The sequence below is a fragment of the Pseudoalteromonas sp. 13-15 genome (assembly GCF_001468205.2).
In the GTDB taxonomy this organism is placed as follows: Bacteria; Pseudomonadota; Gammaproteobacteria; order Enterobacterales; family Alteromonadaceae; genus Pseudoalteromonas; species Pseudoalteromonas marina.
Window position 1 is genome coordinate 920,537 of the sequence record NZ_CP019162.1, and the last position, 18,246, is coordinate 938,782.

At 38.8% G+C, this 18,246-nt stretch carries 17 protein-coding genes; 5 read left to right on the top strand and 12 right to left on the bottom strand.

Annotated features, from left to right (window positions below; all coding sequences use genetic code 11):
* Positions 1-137 precede the first annotated feature (137 nt).
* Positions 138-1,871, top strand: coding sequence for an AMP-binding protein (locus tag ATS72_RS04310; RefSeq protein WP_058428953.1), 1,734 nt, complete (start codon positions 138-140; stop codon positions 1,869-1,871).
* A gap of 44 nt (positions 1,872-1,915) precedes the next feature.
* On the opposite strand, the gene ATS72_RS04315 is transcribed toward ATS72_RS04310, so the two are convergent.
* The 6 genes from ATS72_RS04315 to ATS72_RS04340 all read right to left on the bottom strand — a co-directional run bounded on the left by ATS72_RS04315 (position 1,916) and on the right by ATS72_RS04340 (position 7,947).
* Positions 1,916-2,998: a GGDEF domain-containing protein gene (locus ATS72_RS04315; RefSeq protein WP_058428954.1), complete on the bottom strand. Its 1,083-nt coding sequence runs from the start codon at positions 2,996-2,998 to the stop codon at positions 1,916-1,918.
* Between the two features lie 228 nt (positions 2,999-3,226).
* Positions 3,227-3,688 (bottom strand): DUF1456 family protein, encoded by a 462-nt coding sequence (locus ATS72_RS04320; RefSeq protein ID WP_058428955.1) that lies wholly within the window; start codon positions 3,686-3,688, stop codon positions 3,227-3,229.
* A gap of 106 nt (positions 3,689-3,794) precedes the next feature.
* Positions 3,795-5,039: a lipoprotein-releasing ABC transporter permease subunit gene (locus tag ATS72_RS04325; RefSeq protein WP_058428956.1), complete on the bottom strand. Its 1,245-nt coding sequence runs from the start codon at positions 5,037-5,039 to the stop codon at positions 3,795-3,797.
* A complete protein-coding gene (gene lolD, locus ATS72_RS04330; protein WP_010557437.1) occupies positions 5,029-5,727 on the bottom strand; it encodes a lipoprotein-releasing ABC transporter ATP-binding protein LolD in 699 nt (232 codons plus the stop codon). The genes ATS72_RS04325 and lolD overlap by 11 nt, the downstream gene beginning before the upstream one ends.
* Entirely contained in the window at positions 5,720-6,937 is a 1,218-nt protein-coding gene (locus ATS72_RS04335; RefSeq protein ID WP_058428957.1) for a lipoprotein-releasing ABC transporter permease subunit, read from the bottom strand. Before ATS72_RS04335 ends, lolD begins: the two co-directional genes overlap by 8 nt.
* A gap of 137 nt (positions 6,938-7,074) precedes the next feature.
* Entirely contained in the window at positions 7,075-7,947 is an 873-nt protein-coding gene (locus ATS72_RS04340) for a LysR family transcriptional regulator (protein ID WP_170865575.1), read from the bottom strand.
* 131 nt (positions 7,948-8,078) lie between these two features.
* Here ATS72_RS04340 and ATS72_RS04345 point away from each other — a divergent pair, with 131 nt between their 5' ends.
* A complete protein-coding gene (locus ATS72_RS04345) occupies positions 8,079-9,200 on the top strand; it encodes an S-(hydroxymethyl)glutathione dehydrogenase/class III alcohol dehydrogenase (protein WP_006794756.1) in 1,122 nt (373 codons plus the stop codon).
* 68 nt (positions 9,201-9,268) lie between these two features.
* Positions 9,269-10,111, top strand: coding sequence for an S-formylglutathione hydrolase (fghA, locus tag ATS72_RS04350; RefSeq protein WP_058428959.1), 843 nt, complete (start codon positions 9,269-9,271; stop codon positions 10,109-10,111).
* On the opposite strand, the gene ATS72_RS04355 is transcribed toward fghA, so the two are convergent.
* Positions 10,065-10,442, bottom strand: coding sequence for a hypothetical protein (locus ATS72_RS04355; RefSeq protein ID WP_058428960.1), 378 nt, complete (start codon positions 10,440-10,442; stop codon positions 10,065-10,067). The genes fghA and ATS72_RS04355 overlap by 47 nt on opposite strands.
* A gap of 245 nt (positions 10,443-10,687) precedes the next feature.
* Between ATS72_RS04355 and ATS72_RS04360 the strand changes: the two genes are divergently transcribed.
* The gene (locus ATS72_RS04360; protein ID WP_006794759.1) at positions 10,688-11,104 is read left to right on the top strand and encodes an MgtC/SapB family protein; all 417 of its coding nucleotides are present in this window, start codon (positions 10,688-10,690) and stop codon (positions 11,102-11,104) included.
* 51 nt (positions 11,105-11,155) lie between these two features.
* Here the strand turns inward: ATS72_RS04360 and ATS72_RS04365 are convergent, their stop codons facing one another.
* Both ATS72_RS04365 and ATS72_RS04370 read right to left on the bottom strand, forming a co-directional pair.
* Complete coding sequence (locus ATS72_RS04365) at positions 11,156-12,178, bottom strand: energy transducer TonB (protein ID WP_058428961.1); 1,023 nt, start codon at positions 12,176-12,178, stop codon at positions 11,156-11,158.
* A 155-nt stretch (positions 12,179-12,333) separates the two neighbouring features.
* The gene (locus ATS72_RS04370) at positions 12,334-14,241 is read right to left on the bottom strand and encodes a beta-ketoacyl synthase (protein WP_058428962.1); all 1,908 of its coding nucleotides are present in this window, start codon (positions 14,239-14,241) and stop codon (positions 12,334-12,336) included.
* Between the two features lie 124 nt (positions 14,242-14,365).
* Between ATS72_RS04370 and ATS72_RS04375 the strand changes: the two genes are divergently transcribed.
* Positions 14,366-15,376, top strand: a complete 1,011-nt coding sequence (locus ATS72_RS04375) for a GlxA family transcriptional regulator (protein ID WP_058428963.1) — start codon at positions 14,366-14,368, stop codon at positions 15,374-15,376.
* A 12-nt stretch (positions 15,377-15,388) separates the two neighbouring features.
* Here ATS72_RS04375 and ATS72_RS04380 read toward each other — a convergent pair whose 3' ends face one another.
* From ATS72_RS04380 to ATS72_RS04390, 3 genes are all read right to left on the bottom strand, one after another.
* The gene (locus tag ATS72_RS04380; protein WP_058428964.1) at positions 15,389-16,417 is read right to left on the bottom strand and encodes a GGDEF domain-containing protein; all 1,029 of its coding nucleotides are present in this window, start codon (positions 16,415-16,417) and stop codon (positions 15,389-15,391) included.
* Between the two features lie 188 nt (positions 16,418-16,605).
* A complete protein-coding gene (locus tag ATS72_RS04385; RefSeq protein ID WP_058428965.1) occupies positions 16,606-17,118 on the bottom strand; it encodes an MgtC/SapB family protein in 513 nt (170 codons plus the stop codon).
* A 17-nt stretch (positions 17,119-17,135) separates the two neighbouring features.
* Positions 17,136-18,245, bottom strand: a complete 1,110-nt coding sequence (locus ATS72_RS04390; protein WP_058428966.1) for a GNAT family N-acetyltransferase/peptidase C39 family protein — start codon at positions 18,243-18,245, stop codon at positions 17,136-17,138.
* Between the last annotated feature and the right edge of the window lies 1 nt (position 18,246).

An 18,246-nucleotide genomic window follows, 5' to 3' on the forward strand; every position in this document is an offset into this window, starting at 1 on the left:
GTTTTTTATTGCTACTATTTTACTGGCTACATCTTTACTTATAATACATTAGTCTAACCACCCTTCTTTTTGTCGACAATGTGTGTTTATTTAGTTCCTAGTTTATGTAATACACACACATCGACACGGAGAAAAACATGCACACACTACATAAAACGGTTAAAGAAGTAGAAGTAATAAATTCACTACCGTTGTCCAAAAGCTATTTTAAAGGCGCACAAAATACACCTTTAACCAATAAAACCATTGGTGCTTACTTCGACTTCATTGTCGACAAAAACCCTAACTCGCTTGCGGTAGTGGTCAATCATCAAAACATTCGTTTAACCTACAAAGAATTTCAAAAAGAAGTGAATCAACTCGCAATGGGGCTATTAGCCATCGGTGTTAAGCCAGGCGATCGGGTCGGAATATGGTCACCTAATAATATACAGTGGTGCTTAACTCAATTCGCTACCGCAAAGATTGGTGCCATTATGGTTTGCATTAACCCAGCCTATCGGCCAAATGAGCTTCAATATGCATTAAATAGCGTTGAATGTTCAACACTCATTACCGCTTCACAATTTAAAGGCAGCAACTATATAGAAATGCTAAATAGTCTAGCGCCAGAACTTAAACATTGTGACAGTGGCAAGCTTTCAGCTAAAGCTCTGCCCAATCTTAAGAATGTAATTCTTATTGGTGATAAGGTAAGCGCTGGCATGTTTTCGTTTTCCGATATTATGCGAATGGCAATGCCAGCTCATGAGCTTGAACTTAATGCTATTGCTGCAAATTTAAATGCCGAACAGGACATAAATATACAATTTACTTCAGGCACAACAGGTAACCCAAAAGGCGCTACACTCACTCATAAAAACATATTAAATAACGCGCTTTTTGTTAGCGACTCTATGCATTTTACTGAGCACGACAAGCTTTGTATTCCAGTTCCTTTATATCATTGCTTTGGTATGGTTTTAGGTAGTCTTTTATGCGTTACAAAAGGCGCCGCAGCCATTTATCCTAGTGATTCATTTGACGCCAAAACAACGCTTGATGTAATTGAACAAGAAGGTTGTACAGCACTGCACGGTGTTCCCACTGTGTTTATTAGTCAACTTGAGCTCAGTACCTTTAGTGAATATGACTTGAGTACACTCAGAACCGGCGTTATGGCAGGCTCTACTTGCCCCGAACAAGTCATGCGAAAAGTTCAAACACAAATGAATATGCACCAAGTTTTAATTGCCTATGGGCAAACTGAATGCAGCCCAATCAATAATATAACCGAAACTGATTCATCAATAGAGCGCCAAGTAACAACCGTTGGCCGCGCCCTTGCACATACTGAGGTAAAAATTATTGATGAACTGGGTAATATTCAAAAAATAGGTTTACCCGGTGAAGTATGCTCCAAAGGCTTAGGAATAATGCGCTGCTATTGGAATGACGAAGAAAAAACAAAAGCCACCATAGATAGTGACGGCTGGCTTCATTCAGGCGATTTAGGTGTTATGGATAGCGAAGGATTTGTGAGTATTGTTGGGCGAATTAAAGACATGATTATCCGTGGTGGTGAAAACGTTTACCCTCGAGAAATTGAAGAGGTGCTTTATACTTATCTAGGCATACAAGACGCCGCTGTATTTGGTATCAGCGATGAAAAATACGGTGAAGAAGTGTGTGCGTGGATCCAACCAAAAGAAGATACAACACTCGATGAACAAGCGATCCGTGCATTTTTACATGACAAACTCGCCTACTTTAAAATGCCTAGGTATATTCGCTTTGTAGAAAGTTACCCTATGACAGTGACAGGCAAACTACAAAAGTTCAAAATGCGAGAACAAATGCAAGAAGTATTATCAAGTAAATTATTTTCATAATGTAAACTTGCCCAGCATGACACAATATAAATGTTGGGCCATTTTTATATGTAATCTTTAATTACTTTATTTTTACCTGTATTTTTTGCTTTGTACATCGCTTTATCGGCTACAGATAGCAATGCTTTAATGTCTGGACAAAGGGCGGAAAAATCAGCTACGACAACGCCAGCAGAAACAGTTACACGTTTAAATGTTGAGTATTCGTGGCTTATCGTATTTGTAGCAAAAAGATTGGGTAAATCATCAAGCCAGTCTAAATTATTTTGATCTAAAATTTTAACTAAGATAAATTCTTCACCACCAAATCTAACAACGATATCTGCCTGGAGTTTTTTTAATCGGCTCGCAACATCAATGAGTATGTTATCGCCATCTAAATGCCCGTAATTATCGTTATATTTTTTAAAGTCATCGATATCAACCATAGCAAGCGCTAGCGAATGAGATGGCTTTATTTGATTCATTAAGCGTTTACATTCTGAGTCAAAACTGTGTCTATTATATAACCCCGTTAGTTGATCAATGTTTGCTTTTTGTGTTTCAACAAGCTCAGCTTCATATTGTTTACGTAAAAGTATATCCAGTTGATATTGAATACACGCCATTACAATCACAATGCTAATGTAAAAGTAAAGGCTCCATATTATTGGCGTGGATGAAAACAAATGAACACTTAGAAGGCTTAACCCCGTAATTGTCCATAAAATAAGTTTATGGCCTAAATGAAGCATGGGTATTGCAGAAAAGGAAGCCACTACAAGCATAGGCCCTCCCTCGTTTAAATAACCATATAATCCGACAAAGGACCAAAATAAATACCCAAATAAAACACAAAATAAAACGCCATAAGCAAAACAACGATAATGTAAGTATTTTGCCTTTAATTTATTGTTTACATAAACCAATATAAACGACAAACAAACCATCGATAGTCTTAAAACATTAATGACAGAGTATAAAGATTGCTTATCATTCAACCACGAAAGAACAACTAAAAGTGATAAAAAAAAAGCAGCCAAATACAACGCGATGTTGGCAAAATGAACGGTGCTTTTGTTGAGTTGATACTGAAAATCTTTTTCTTTGTCAGGCGGAAAATAAAATGTTGCGGGTATTAATTGCATTTTAAATTCCTTTTATACTTTCGTTGGCTTGAAATAATGTGCTTAAAAGCCGCTATTTTTGTATTTATGTGATGGTTGCTTTTTAAGCCATTTAAATTGGTCTAGTAAAGTTAGCCTTTAAATATTATCGCTAAGTTAGATTAATTACAATCTTAGTAAACACTTAAAGATGACTGTCTAAAAAACGTTGGTTATTACAACGTTTTTGGACAAAATATTTATTAGTAATTACTCAGGGCGGTATTGCTGCTGAACGCCGGTTAAAAATAAACGAAGTATTTGATCGTTACACACCCGGTAATGCTTATTGTCTACTTTACGAGAAAACGCACTTAATTCGTGTTTGCTTAAATCAAAATCAACCAATGCAAGCGTGGCTATTACATCTTCAGCCTTCAAGTTTAAAGCAATGCGTAACTTCATAAAGATAATATTATTATTGAGCTTACTCTCTGGTATTGGCTGTACACCCTCGCGTTTACCTCGTTTGGTATTAATAAACCCGTTTAGGAAGGTTGCAAACTCAGTGTCTGAAATTTTAACAAACTCTTGCTCGCCCTCTTTTGTTAACCACGCAATGACTTGCTCTGTTTTTACTGTAGCCTCTGCCGCAGCAAAAATGTCAACCACGGCAGTATCGGTTAAATTAAAGGTATAGCGAAGACGGCGTAAAATATCGTTATTTGTCAAAGTAATTTCCTGAGTAAGGTGTTATATAGCTGAGCAATAGCGCCCACTATTAATTGAGCGCGTAGTTTAGCAGCTTTACAAACCTGCCCCTATTGTTTTAGTAAGGTTAATTACCCAGCACCTTTGCCGGATCGACTCGCGTAGCCTGCCATGCGGGATAAATAGTCGCAAAAATAGCAAGTACGAATGTTGCAATTACTGTAATGCCGATGTCTTCGAGCACAAGCTTACTAGGTAAAAATTCTATAAAATAAACCCCTTCAAGCGGATTAGCACCCATTAGCTGGCTCAGCCAAGCAAATAATTCACTTATGTTTAATGCTAATACAACACCTATGAACGAGCCAAGTAAGACACCCACAAACGCTTGCGTTAATCCCTGCATTACAAAGGTTGCTAAAATAGTGCTGTCTTTAGCGCCCATTGTTTTTAAAATTGCGATATTGCCTTCTTTTTCACGCACTTCCATGACAAGAGAAGACACAATATTAAAACTCGCAACAGCAATAATTAAAAACACAACAATATAAACAATGGTACGAACCATTTGTATATCTTGATATAAGCTACCTTGTGTTCTAAACCAACTAGAAATATAAACATAATCGCTAATGGTTTGCCCTACATTAAGCGCTATTTGATGCGCTGAAAACACATCATCAACACTTAACCTTAAACCTGTAACTTGGGTTTCGTCGTAGCCAAGTGTTTGCTGCGCTTTGCTTAAATGTATAAAAGCAGCCGTACTATCAATTGGGCCGCCCATTTCAATAACACCTGCAAGGCTCAGGGTAACGCGTTTAGGTGCTAATAACTGACCACCTGCTTGCCCAACCTGAGGAATTAGCAAAGTAATATTGTCGCCCACTTTTGCGTCAAGTTGCTTTACTATTTGTTGGCCTAAAATAACCTCTTCAGAGGATAATTGGCTTACTAATTTACCTGTTCCAAACTGGTTAACTGCAGAAACATTGCCCTCATAATAAGGGCTAACACCGCGTATTTCGACCGCTTTTAATTGGCTTTTATACTGCGCCATACCATTAACCGCGATAAATGGGGCAGCTCCCGTTACATGCGGCTGACTTTCTATATTAGCTACTTTTAGCTGCCAATTAGCAATAGGTCTGCTTGGTGCAACATATTCAACCTGAGGTACTACGCTTAGTAAACGATGGACTAATTGTTGTTCAAAGCCGTTAATTACTGAAAGGGCAACAATTAAAACAGCGACCCCCAATAAAATACCTATAGTAGACGCTTTAGCTATAAAACTAACAAACCCGTTTTTTTCGTCTTTATGACCTGAGTATGCTCTAAAACGTTTACTTAAAAATGCACTAAGCAACATATTGTGACTCTTTTACCGATAGTTTACCGTCATCTAAGTAAGCTATTTTACCTAGTTTATCAGCAAGCTCTAAATCATGAGTTACCACTACAAAGCTCGTGTTTAAACTCTGGTTTAGCTCATTTATTAAATCATAAATTTTAATCGCATTTTGCTTGTCTAAATTACCTGTTGGCTCATCAGCAAGAACCAACGCAGGTTTAGTAACCAAAGCACGGGCAATAGCAACTCGTTGACGCTCTCCTCCTGAAAGTGCAGAAGGTTTATGATCACTTCGATGTGCAAGACCCACTTTTTCAAGCATGTCGAGCGCCTGTACTTTTGCTTCTTTTGCCGTTAAGCCTTTTATTAGCAAAGGCATTGCTACATTTTCTACAGCACTAAACTCCATCAATAAATGGTGAAACTGATAAATGAAACCTAAATTTTGGTTTCTAAAAGCTGCTTGTTCAGTACGAGATAACTTAGCAACTTCTTGATTTTTAATTTTAGCAACACCTGCAGTGGCAGTATCAAGCGTACCGAGTATATGCAAAAGCGTACTTTTACCAGAACCAGAACTACCTACAATAGCAAGCATTTCACCTTGCTGTAGCGCTAAATCTACGCCCTTTAGCACTTCAACTTGGTTGTTGCCATCTTGGTATACTTTGCTTAAATTTTCACAACTAATTACTAAATTATTCATAACGCAACACCTCTGCTGGTTTTACTTTTGCGGCTTTGCGCGCAGGATATAAGGTAGCTAAAAAGCTCATAGCAATACTGGCAAACGCAATTATTACTAAACTAAGCACATCAAATTTCACAGGTAGTTCAATGCCAGCAAGTAGACTCAGGCCAACTAATTCAAGAAGCTCATTTATGTATAAACTCAGTAGCACCCCAAAAAAAGCGCCGATTAATGTTCCAATAACGCCATTGTAAAGACCTTGAACCATAAATACTTTTTGCACCTGAGACGGTGTAAGCCCAAGTGTTTGAAGTATCGCAACTTCCCCTTGTTTTTCACTCACCATCATTGTTAAGGCAGATACAATATTAAACACAGCCACCAGCACAATAAGTGCAAGTAACATGGACATGATCCGCTTTTCCATTGCTACTGCGGCAAATAACGTGCCTTGGCTGCTTCGCCAATCTGAATAGTTGTAACCTTTTAATATAAGTTGGCTTGCGTCCGTAAATTGGTCCAATTCAAAGGGTTCAAAAAGTGACACACTTAAATTTGGGGCAACATTTTTATTTAACTTTAAAACACGCTGAAGCGATGGCCCACTTGTGAAAGCGAGTGCCATGTCTATTTCAGAGCCCGTTTCGTATATTGCTGCAACTTTAAATAAACGCTGGCTAGGCACACGCCCCAAAGGAGTATAAGTAGATGCATTTGGCATGATCACACGAAGTTTATCACCTAAACCAACACCTAACTTCCGACTCAAATAGCGGCTTATAGCAATGTTATAATTACTATTAAGTACTGTTTGCCAATTGCCTTGTACTATTTTCTCAGTAACTTTGTATAACGCACCGTTATTGTCATATAAACCTTGCAGTAATACACCGTGAAGATCTTTATTGGTTTGCAAAATAGCTTCGCCTTGGCGATACAAATTAACATGTTTCACATATGAAGATTTAGTGAGATCTGCCTTTAAACTCGTTATTTGCTCTGGGGTGTGCTGATCAGATTTAACCTCAATGTGCGGAATAAGGCCAAGCATATTAGTTTTTAAGCTATGCTCAAAACCATTCATTACACTGCTTACGGTAAATAAAGCCATTAAACCGATAGCAATGCCGGCAATAGAAAAAAAAGAAATAAACGATATAAACGCATTCCCTTTTGAGGAGCGGCTGTATCTAAGTCCTATAAATAAGCTAACCGGTTGAAACATATAATTTAAAACATTTATGCTAAAAGTGTGGGGCTATAGTAGCACGAACTAAGATGAATTGAATATGACCATAAATGTAAGAAATAATTTATAAATCTGATACTTGGCTGATTTTTCAGCAATTCACTTATAGCAATTTATTCTTTAAGGCCAGCAACTAAATAGTCGAGTAATACACGTACATTGGTAGCTACAAACTGACGTGGTGGATAAACCCCCCACACACCTTCTTGCTTGGGTTGGTAAGACGTTAAAATAGGCACTAACTCACCACTATTAAGCTCATTATCTATGTAGTAATCAGGAAGTTGCACAATACCTAAGCCTTTTTTAGCACCATCAACAAGTGCCCAACCACTGTTGCAATGTAATCTGCCAGCAATTTTAATGTGTTTTTCACGCTCATTTTCGTTTACACGCCAATAACTACTATTCCCTACTAAACACTGGTGGTTATGTAGCTCACCTAAGGTATGTGGCTCACCAAAGCGCCTTAAATAAGAAGGCGATGCACACATAATAAAGCGCCGATCACTTAACCTTCGCGCTTTTAAGCTCGAATCTTTTAAATGGCCTAACCTGATTGCTAAGTCAAACCCGCCTTCAAGTAAATCTTCTTGTTCGTTACTTAGGTTTGCAATAACTTCAACATCGGGGTGATCGTGCATAAATTTGTGCACAATAGGCATAATAAAGGTTTCGCCGAACATTACCGGGGCTGTTAGTTTAATTTTTCCTTTAGGGGTTGTTTGATGTGATGCAAGGCCCTGCGTAGCATCGTCCATTGCATGCTGTAAGTGTTTTATTTGGTGTAAAAAAACCTCACCTTCTTTGGTAAGAACAACTTTTCGTGTGGTGCGCGTTAAAAGCTGGGTATTTAAACGTTGCTCAAGGGCGGTTACATGACGGCTAATATGGGCAACCGAAAGGCCCATTATCCTAGCTGCAGCAGTAAAGCTTCCTTCCTCACCGACTGCAATAAATTCGTCAATCCCATCCCAACGCGACATTATTACCATACTGTAAAAGTGTTTTAATAAATCAGAGATTATCATTATATGAGAAACAAATACAATAGTCCCATCACCCAAACAAAATGGGTCTACAATTGATATTAAATAACACTACTAAGGATAAACACATGTCTGATTTTATTAAATCAAAAGCGGCGATTGCTTGGGGCCCTAACCAACCTTTAAGCGTTGAAGAAGTTGATGTAATGATGCCTAAAAAAGGCGAAGTAATGGTGAAAATTACTGCTACTGGTGTTTGTCATACCGATGCATTTACGTTATCAGGTGAAGATCCAGAAGGTATATTCCCAGCTATTTTAGGCCATGAAGGCGCAGGTGTTGTTTATGCAGTTGGCGAAGGTGTAACGAGTGTTGAAGTGGGGGATCATGTAATTCCACTTTATACCGCTGAATGTGGCGAATGTAAAATGTGTACATCAGGCAAAACTAACCTTTGCTCTGCAGTACGCGAAACACAAGGTAAAGGCTTAATGCCAGATGGCACAACACGCTTTTTTAAAGACGGCCAACCAATTTACCACTACATGGGTACGTCTACATTTTCTGAGTACACAGTACTTCCAGAAATTTCACTGGCCAAAGTAAACAAAGAAGCCTCTTTAGAAGAAATTTGTTTATTAGGGTGTGGTGTTACAACCGGTATGGGTGCTGTAACTAACACAGCTAAAGTTAAAGAAGGCGATACAGTCGCTATATTTGGCCTTGGTGGTATTGGTTTATCGGCCATTATTGGTGCAAAAATGGCCGGCGCGAGTCGTATTATTGGTGTAGACATTAACACCAGTAAATTTGACCTTGCTACTAAACTTGGCGCAACCGATTTAATAAACCCCAAAGATTTCGACAAGCCAATTCAAGAAGTGATCGTTGAAATGACTGACGGTGGCGTTGATTACTCATTTGAATGTATTGGTAACGTTGATGTAATGCGCTCTGCCCTTGAGTGTTGCCATAAAGGTTGGGGGGAATCGGTAATTATTGGTGTAGCCGGTGCTGGCCAAGAAATTTCAACTCGTCCTTTCCAGCTTGTTACTGGCCGTGTATGGCGTGGTAGTGCATTTGGTGGCGTTAAAGGCCGCTCGCAACTTCCTGAAATAGTTGAGCGCTACATGGCAGGCGAATTTGCACTAAACGACTTTATTACTCATACAATGAGCCTAGAAGAAATTAACGATGCATTTGATTTAATGCACGAAGGCAAGAGTATTCGTACTGTAATTCATTACTAACAAGCACTTAGTAAACAACTTGATATAAAGCCGTAAAACTTGAACGTTTGCGGCTTTTAAGGATTTTTATGTTAGAGAATATCTCAAGTACAAAAGTAGCCGGTGGTTGGCATAAGCAATACACTCACGCTGCAACAAGTACCCATTGCACAATGCGTTTTGCGGTATTTTTACCACCAGGTGCAAGTGAAACAAACAAAGTCCCTGTGCTTTATTGGCTATCGGGTTTAACCTGTACTGACGAAAACTTTATGCAAAAAGCGGGCGCGTTTAAAAAAGCTGCTGAGCTGGGTATTGCAATAGTGGCACCGGATACAAGCCCGCGTGGCGATAACGTACCCAATGAAGATAGTTATGACTTTGCTCAAGGTGCTGGTTTTTATGTCAATGCTACTCAAGCACCTTACAATACACATTTTAATATGTACGAGTATGTCGTTAATGAGCTACCAGCACTTATTGAACAGCATTTTCCGGTAACAAGTACTAAAGCCATTAGTGGTCATTCTATGGGTGGGCACGGTGCTTTAATGGTTGCACTTAAAAACCCACAAGCCTATGTAAGTACCTCTGCGTTTAGCCCAATCGTTAACCCAATAAATTGCCCATGGGGCACAAAAGCGTTTACTGGTTATTTAGGTGACAATAAATCACTTTGGGCACAATACGATACGTGTGAGCTTATGAAACTAGCAAAGCAGGACGACTACCTACCTATGCTAGTATCGCAGGGTGATGCCGATGGCTTTTTAGAGGAGCAACTTAAACCACACAACCTAGTGGCTATCGCTCACGATAAGAGTTACCCGTTAACGCTGGAAATGCAAGAAGGTTACGATCACAGTTACTTCTTTATAAGTAGTTTTATTGACCAACACTTATTATTTCATAGTCAGTTTTTAACTGCGTAGTCTCGTTAATGTGTAGTTCTGGCTTATTTAGTTCTACACACTCTTTTAAACTTTTACTCACCTTCCTACACACTTGGCGTTGTTGCTTATTTTCCACACTGACAAAGTCGACTAATGCAGAATCAATTTTTAAACCTAATTTTGTAAAAGAAAATCCTTCTCTATCTTTTGGAATGGGTTTGAAAGGATCTTTGTAAGGATCTGAACGAGCTTTGCTATTCATATTTTGATTTAATTTTTCGTTATTTTGAGCATGCCCATCTATTAAAACTCCGGCCACCGTGCAACCACTTAAGTACACACTTATTAATAGTGTTAGTAATAGCTTCATAATCCCCTCCTCTAAAAACATGTATTTATACTATACGTTTACAAAATTAAGACTGTAAAAAGTTGTAAAACCAATTTAAACACACCTATAAACACATTAAGTAAAAGTGATAAACCAATGTGTACATTTTACTAAATATGCTCTCAATTAACCTGGAATAAAAAACAACACATTGATTTTAAATGTTTTTATATTTGGCGCAGCAATTGCTTTTGTAAGTTAAGTTTTTTTAATTGAGAATCGCAATGGAATTTGATTTACAGTGGAATGAAATCTTAGATAACTTAATTCATTTAGGTATTGCCTACGCCCTAGCCTTGCCAATGGCCTACGATAGAGAGCGAAGTAAAGACGGCGCTGGACTAAGAACATTTCCGTTAGTTGCAGTTGCATCGTGTGGCTACGCACTTATAGCCATGTCGGTACTAGACTCATCTGAAGCACAATCTAAAATGCTACAAGGAATAATAACAGGCATTGGTTTTATTGGTGGTGGCGCAATTTTGAAAAATAACCAGTCAACATCAGGTACTGCAACAGCAGCGAGTATATGGAATATGGGATTAATTGGTATTGCTGTGGCAAATAACCGATATGAAGTAGCCATTTTGCTAGCTATTATTAACTTTATAACGCTCAGGTATGTAAAAAAATTAAAGTAATATAGCTTAAGCATAAAAACCCCATTGTATTGGGGTTTTTATTAAGACTATTTACAAAAAAGCATAACCACTTTGTTTTAAAGTGACTGTTTGTGCTTGCGCACTTTTGATTAATAACCCGCAACGCAAATCATCTTTTGAAATAACAATTTTATCAATAGCGCTTGTGTTGTAATTTACCACTTTATTTTCACAGCGCAGTTGAACCTTGCTTAGTGGCATTGTTGATTCAAGCACTACCTCACTTTTAGACAGTAAAGGCATAACAGCTTGATCTGTCTCAATAGCTATTTGTTGGTTTATATCGCCTGAATTTTTATAAATATCATTAACTTGAGCTAGCAACTGCTGCTTGTTTTCATCTGTAAAAACAAAGGCTTTAATATTTCCTAGGGCATCAATTGCATCATAAGCGCGCACGTAGTCCTGTTTAGATATAAACCATTGCAAAGCATTTTTTACCACTCGCACTTTAATCTGATCTGGTAGATTATCTCTAAATAAAAATGCATTATTAATATGTTTATCAAAGCCAATCCAATCTTGGGTAAAGTAGCTATGCTGACTTTTTAGCCATGAAAGTAATACTATTTCAACAGTATTTTTAGCATGGTCGCGTTCTAGCTCTATTATTTTAATTTGCGCTTCGTCTAATTTTTTTTCATTAATTAGATTACTTGCCGTTTCATAATCATTAAAAAAGCCATGCGTTGCTTTGTCGTTAGTGTACCCCAAGTGCAGGTTTTGAGAAGTCACTGTAATAAGCTTTGCACTAGGCACAGCTTTACCATCGACCTGAGCACTCTTGTAATTTAGTTTTGACACATACTCAACAACTTCTCTTTTGTATTTGTCTTGCCCGATAGATGCAACAATTTCAATATCACTAACTTGACCACTTTCATTCACAACATAACTACTTAAATTTAAGCCTTCAAAGCGTGACACACGAGAAGATGTATTTGTTTGTTTATTGTAGTTGTCCTTAACAACTTCAGCTGGCACAAAATCTGCCATTACTGGCACACAAGTTAACGCAGGTAATATAGAAAGAGCTATAGAGAGTTTTTTCATTTGATTATCCATCCTAGAACGCAAAGTAGCTATTATAGAAACAAACATTATAAAAAGATGCAAGCTTATATTTATAACTAACCAAAATTTAACTATAGGCTAATAAATATAAAAAAGGCGCTTTATTAAGCGCCTTGGGTTTCAAGTATGTGTGCTTAAAACATATCTTGATAGGAGTGGGTTGTATTAAACGAAATTGCTTTATCAAAACCAGGAAGCTCTATTCCGTCTTCGCCAATTACAATGTCGTTATCGTCAATGGCGCCATCACCAAAACGATATACTAATTCGTACTTGCCAAGGTCAGCTTGCGCTTTATAGGTATTTTGCGCAGCAATAACGGTTCTGTTTTTATCAGCGTAATCACTCATCGCTTTTTCACCATGGCGCTTAGCAAGCATTTGTAGTGTCACTTTAGCGCTAAGTACTGTAGCTGTGGCGTTATTACCGCCAAAACCTTTTGAGTTTATAAAGGCGATGTCCATGTCGCCACAGTCATAATGGCTGTTACGTATATCTAAGTGATCTGCATAAACATCGTCGGCAACTTTATCTATGGTAGTAATACCCGGCATAATATTATGGCTAAATACACCCAGCGCAATAGCAAGTTGATCGCCACTTGCGGGGGCAATTGTATGCCCTACATAAGCTTTTGGCGCCGTTACTTTCCAGCTATCAATGGCAAAGGTTTGTGCCACTTTATGGTAAATAAGAGATTCTGTTACTCTATTTTGCGGCGTGCTAGAACCATGCGCTAAAATAAAGCTGCGCTTTTGAAGCGCCTCTTTACCTAATAAGCTTGTTGCCAGCGCTGCTGATTTTGCCATTGTAATGTAATTACCCGGACCCGGCGAGGTGATTGATTTTTTAATACCATCGGCATTTACAAATACATCAGGTACTGAGCCCATAATATCTGCACCTAGTTCAAGTGCTAACGCATCGTCCATTAAAATGGCCACTTGTGCGCCTTCACCTAATGTAAAACCACAGTTTTCACCGAATGGGCGGCTGCTTTTACGATAATTTGGCTCTTGTTCACTGCTTAAGTTATCTAAACGGCGCAGGCCTTCAACATTTGCAAGGGCGCTCATATTACCAAAGCCTTCTACTACTTCAGGCGTAATAGCGCATTCAACACTTGCTACCACCGCAACACGGGTGCGCCCTGCTTGAATATCGTTTACTGCAGCACGTAAGTTATATAAAAATGTGGCACATGCGCCCGAGGTAGAAAACGTAGTACCTACATTACCTGTAACGTAGGCATTTATAAAATCAGTCGACATCGTGTTTAGGCCAAGTGCTAATTGCTTTGTACTAACACGATCGCCCTGCTGACGGGCTTTAACTAAACCACCTAACCCTTTGTCGTCCATTTGGCCAATAACCGAGGCTGAATAGGTACCAATTTTATCTGGCTCTACGCTATTCATTATGCGTTGCCAGTCAAGGCCTGTTGATTTAATCGCGTCGTTTGCAGCAAATATGGTGGCTTGCAAACCGCGTGGCTGATAACGGCTGTTATACATTATTGATGGGTCAAACCCGGTAGGAAACTGACCTGCCGATTTAATTGGGTTATCACGGGTAGAATCTAATTTTACATCTAGCTCTGCCGCTATAGTCACTTTTACTTTTTTGCCTTCAAGCTCTTGAACTTTCCAACTGGCAGGCACTGGGGTTGGTAAATCGCGTGCGCGCGTTTCAAACACAATTGCGTTTTCATTAGAGGACTTTAACGTCATCTTTTGCTGCCAAGGCGTGGCATCTGCATCAAAGTGCTCTTTTTCAATTTTACGAATAAGCGTCCCAGCAATAATTTGCTCACCAAAGCGTGCTTCTATGTCGCTTTGCTCAACATTATTACCGTTTGTGTCTTGTAATTGACCATCAACAACGCATACCAAGTTCATTAATGTGGCGAGGCCTAAAAATGTTTCACTACGATCTTGTGCGTTTAATGCGTCTAACACGATACGGCGGTAACCTTGATGAAAAGAAGTACGGCCAGCGGCGTTAATACCACCCATGCCTACTATTACGGATAATGCTGTCATAATTAACCTTTAAAACGTGTTATAGGAGAAGCCAACAGTTTAATTGGATTAACCACACCGCTTTATGCTTTAATAGCCAAATATTCAGCATTAAAGGCCAAAAAGTACTGGTCGGAGCATTCATATGCATAAAAAATCAGTAAAGCCTGCGTTAAATATTGCAATCACAGTGTATCCGCATTTACTTATTACCAGTTTAACACTGCCTATTGAAATGCTAAGAGCCGGCGAAGCCTACGCAAAAGGCCACTTAGACCAAACTAACTTTAGACCGCTTAGTATAAATTTAATTGCTAAAAGTAATGAGCCAATAAAAAACCGTACTGGCCTTGCTATAGTCCCGGATTGCACTACTGCTAACGCACCGTATAACGATTTAATTATAGTCCCCGGCATATGGCGAAATCCTCGCCCTGTAGTACGTACTAATAAAGAAGTGGTTGAATGGCTCCAAGAAAGCTTTGAAACTGGCAGCCATATAATTGGTGTAGGCACGGGTAATTGCCTAGTTGCAGAAGCGGGTTTACTTGATGGGCACCCTGCAACAACTCATTGGCATTACGCAAAACAATTTAGCCATGACTACCCGTTAGTGCGCTTAAAGCCCGACTTTTTTATAACCCAGTCTGAGCGCATGTATACGGTAGCAAGCTTAAATGCTCTTGCCGATGTGATCGTACATATTATTAGCCAATACTACGGCAAAGCCGCTGCGCAGCACGTAGAACGTAACTTTTCACACGAAGTACGTAAACCCTACGAAGATCAGCGCTACCTTGAAGGCGCGGTTGACCGCCACCCAGATGAACTCATAGCGCAAATTCAGTTTTGGCTTAAAACTAATTTAGCCAGCGAGTTAAACTTACAAGAAGTAGCCGCCCAATTTAGTTTGAGCTACCGTACATTTACACGACGCTTTAAGCTTGCAACTAATCAAAGCCCTATAGAATATTGGCAGCAATTACGGGTTGAAAGTGCTAAAGAGTTATTGGCGTCGTCTAATTTAACAATACAAGAAGTGGCACTTGAGGTTGGCTATAACGATCAAGGCCACTTAACTCGCGTGTTTAAAAAAGTGCTAAGCCAAACGCCAAGCGAGTACAGAAAAGTAGTAAGAAGAAAGCTATTTGGCTAAAAAATACGCTTTTTAATTACCTAATATTGAATTATTCATACTACAAACAGCACAATTTCTTCCGTTATTTTTTGCTATGTATAAATAACCGTCAGCTGCTTTAAGTATTTTAGATAAATCAACAAACGAATCTGTAACCAGTTCCTCCAAACCAATACTTATTGTAATTTTTAAACAGTTTTTCTCATAAGTAAACTTATGACTTTCAACCGTTTTAATTAAACACTTTGCTAAGTCATAAGCAACTTGCTGATCAGCATTTATAACAACAACAAATTCCTCACCGCCCATTCTAAATACATTATCTTCTTTAAATTTTTCTACAAATAACTCAGTTAGTTGCGTTAAAACAGCATCACCTGCGTCGTGCCCATATTTATCGTTCACCTTTTTAAAAAAATCAATATCAATTAGTGCTATGCATAAAGCCTCATCAATAATTGTTTGTTTACTAAAGCGGCTTTGTAATGCACGTCTATTAAACGCTTTTGTTAATGGATCTCTTAGTGCCAAATTTAAAATTGTTTCTTGGTTAGAATATCTCATCGCTTCATAAATATGCGAAACGGTCCATATAGTCATATACGAAAGGCCTAAGTTAACAATTAAGTGCAAACTATTAGCACCACCTAAACTGAGGAAAGAATATAAAGGAATTACCGACGCAAACAGTAAACAAAAGCTACTTATAAACCCGTGTTTTTTACCAAATAACAAATACGCCAAAATGGGAAATGTACAAATCCAATGCGTTATACCCTCATCTGTTTTTAAAATATAAACAGCTAAAAATACAACGAAGAAATAAGCATAGGCTACCGCCCATCTATGCCAAACCTTTGAGGCAGATATACACGTTTTGTAATACGTGTAAAAACAAAACACAGCGAGTAAAACTTCTATCGCTCCTAATATGTAAACCTTCGAAATAATTATATTTACATAAGCTACAACAAGCGCAACTAGCGCTATTATTAAACTCATTCCTTGAAGAACTTTTATTCTTACCTCTTGTGTTTTATCGAATGAATGACGGTTCATAAAATCCTTTTAAATTACTAACTATTTGTTCATAAATATATTTATTAATATTAGATTAGATATATGTAAATTAACAGCACGCATATGATTAGAGTTTAATCGAAAAGTTATCCGCTGAATAATAGGCCAGTTATAATTTTAAAAACACAATGTACATTTAAGTCATAATAAAACAAAACGCCACTAAATTAGTGGCGTTTTGTGTCGTTAAAGTCTTTTCGGTAGTAACGCTTTTGATAGTTTTTTACTTTAGTGTGTACGCCTTTACTTAAGCTTTTAAATTTTGCCTCCAGTACATCTACACCATATAAAATACCGACCACCAGCACTGAAAGTTTAATAGCAGCGCCTAAATTGTCTGTAGCTATCATTACACCAATTGAAGCAAGCACCCAAATGGTTGCAGCTGAGGTAACCCCTACTACGGCTCCGTCTTTTGCAAGCATAACGCCTGCGCCTAAAAAGCCAATGCCTGTAATTATTTGCCCCACTACACGCGAATGATCAATTACATCCCCTTGTAAGTTAAACGCGGTCGATAAAAACAAATACGTGCCCAGCGTAATTAAAGCTGAGGTACGAATACCCACAGGTTTACCGCGTAACTGGCGCTCTAACCCAATTATGGCACCGCAAAAAGCGGCGGTGCCAATGGCCGCCCACGAATAAGGGGCTACATCAATTAAATCTAAAAAAGTCACTCTTTACTTAAAACCTATTAATTATTAGCAATGGCTACTGCGGTTCTTAAACGTTGGCTACCAAATGCTGACATTTTACTAAAATCACTGCGCGCTATAGGCACGTACTGGCAATCTATTGCGAGTTGTTTGTCGCTTCCTGGCTCGCAAAATGGGTCATGAACATACACGCAGTGCTCATCAAGGTGAGTAACGCAAACCCAATGAGGTGATTTTTTACCATCAAAACTGTATGTGCTAATTAATAACAGCACACTAAAGCCTTGGCTTAACCACTGTTCAATATGTTCAAGCTCAACATCTTTATGCACAAGCGGTATATTTGCTTGCGCCATACCATCCACAAATTGTTGGTGTACTGTTGTAAGTACCACTTTTTTGTTCTCATTGCGTACGCCATCTAAAAACAAAGGCGCTGTGGTATTAACCATTACCTCGCTTTTAAAGCCGCGCTTATTAGCGGCAAGAGCTAAACCAAACGGATGACAACCACCATGGCCTGAGGTCATAAAAATAGTGGTACCTTCGCGCCAAAGTGCCAGCTCATGTGATTGGCTAAGCTCAGTTGTTGGCTCAAGTGCCCCCATTGCCATTAGTAACGCCGCTGGCCCACAGGTAAACTCTGTTGTTTGCTGATACCACGGCGTTAAACGCGCTAATTTAAGCTCACGCGTTTGGCGAATATTTTTTTGCATTCGCAGTGCATCACTGTGATCGTCATAATAATCGCTATATTGGCCAAACACTCTATAACCTAAGCTTTTGTATAGCCCTATCGCACTTTCGTTATTTACCGCTACTTCTAATCGTAAGTAAAGTCGCCCGCGCTCACACGTTTCTTTTTCAAGGCTTGTAAGCAGTGCTTTTGCAATGCCCTTACCTTGCATTGTGGGTTTTACAGCAAGCGAATATAAACGCGCCAAACGCGTGCCTTTATGGCACCACACAAGCCCATAGCCGCATACTTGCTCGCCATTTTCTGCAATTAGTAAAATACCGTGCTTAGCACTTAACCAACGCTTTAAACTACGCGGGCTCAATTTATCGTTATTAAAGCACGCGTTTTCAACATCAATTAGCCCGTTTAAATCACTGCTAAGTGCTTTTCGAATAACAAGGTTGCTCATG

Coding starts and splice junctions, on each gene's coding strand:
- ATS72_RS04310 (WP_058428953.1), top strand. CDS start 138: ATGCACACACTACATAAAACGGTTAAAGAAGTAGAAGTAATAAATTCA.
- ATS72_RS04315 (WP_058428954.1), bottom strand. CDS start 2,998: ATGCAATTAATACCCGCAACATTTTATTTTCCGCCTGACAAAGAAAAA.
- ATS72_RS04325 (WP_058428956.1), bottom strand. CDS start 5,039: ATGTTGCTTAGTGCATTTTTAAGTAAACGTTTTAGAGCATACTCAGGT.
- lolD (WP_010557437.1), bottom strand. CDS start 5,727: ATGAATAATTTAGTAATTAGTTGTGAAAATTTAAGCAAAGTATACCAA.
- ATS72_RS04335 (WP_058428957.1), bottom strand. CDS start 6,937: ATGTTTCAACCGGTTAGCTTATTTATAGGACTTAGATACAGCCGCTCC.
- ATS72_RS04340 (WP_170865575.1), bottom strand. CDS start 7,947: ATGTCGCGTTGGGATGGGATTGACGAATTTATTGCAGTCGGTGAGGAA.
- ATS72_RS04345 (WP_006794756.1), top strand. CDS start 8,079: ATGTCTGATTTTATTAAATCAAAAGCGGCGATTGCTTGGGGCCCTAAC.
- fghA (WP_058428959.1), top strand. CDS start 9,269: ATGTTAGAGAATATCTCAAGTACAAAAGTAGCCGGTGGTTGGCATAAG.
- ATS72_RS04355 (WP_058428960.1), bottom strand. CDS start 10,442: ATGAAGCTATTACTAACACTATTAATAAGTGTGTACTTAAGTGGTTGC.
- ATS72_RS04360 (WP_006794759.1), top strand. CDS start 10,688: ATGGAATTTGATTTACAGTGGAATGAAATCTTAGATAACTTAATTCAT.
- ATS72_RS04365 (WP_058428961.1), bottom strand. CDS start 12,178: ATGAAAAAACTCTCTATAGCTCTTTCTATATTACCTGCGTTAACTTGT.
- ATS72_RS04370 (WP_058428962.1), bottom strand. CDS start 14,241: ATGACAGCATTATCCGTAATAGTAGGCATGGGTGGTATTAACGCCGCT.
- ATS72_RS04375 (WP_058428963.1), top strand. CDS start 14,366: ATGCATAAAAAATCAGTAAAGCCTGCGTTAAATATTGCAATCACAGTG.
- ATS72_RS04380 (WP_058428964.1), bottom strand. CDS start 16,417: ATGAACCGTCATTCATTCGATAAAACACAAGAGGTAAGAATAAAAGTT.
- ATS72_RS04390 (WP_058428966.1), bottom strand. CDS start 18,245: ATGAGCAACCTTGTTATTCGAAAAGCACTTAGCAGTGATTTAAACGGG.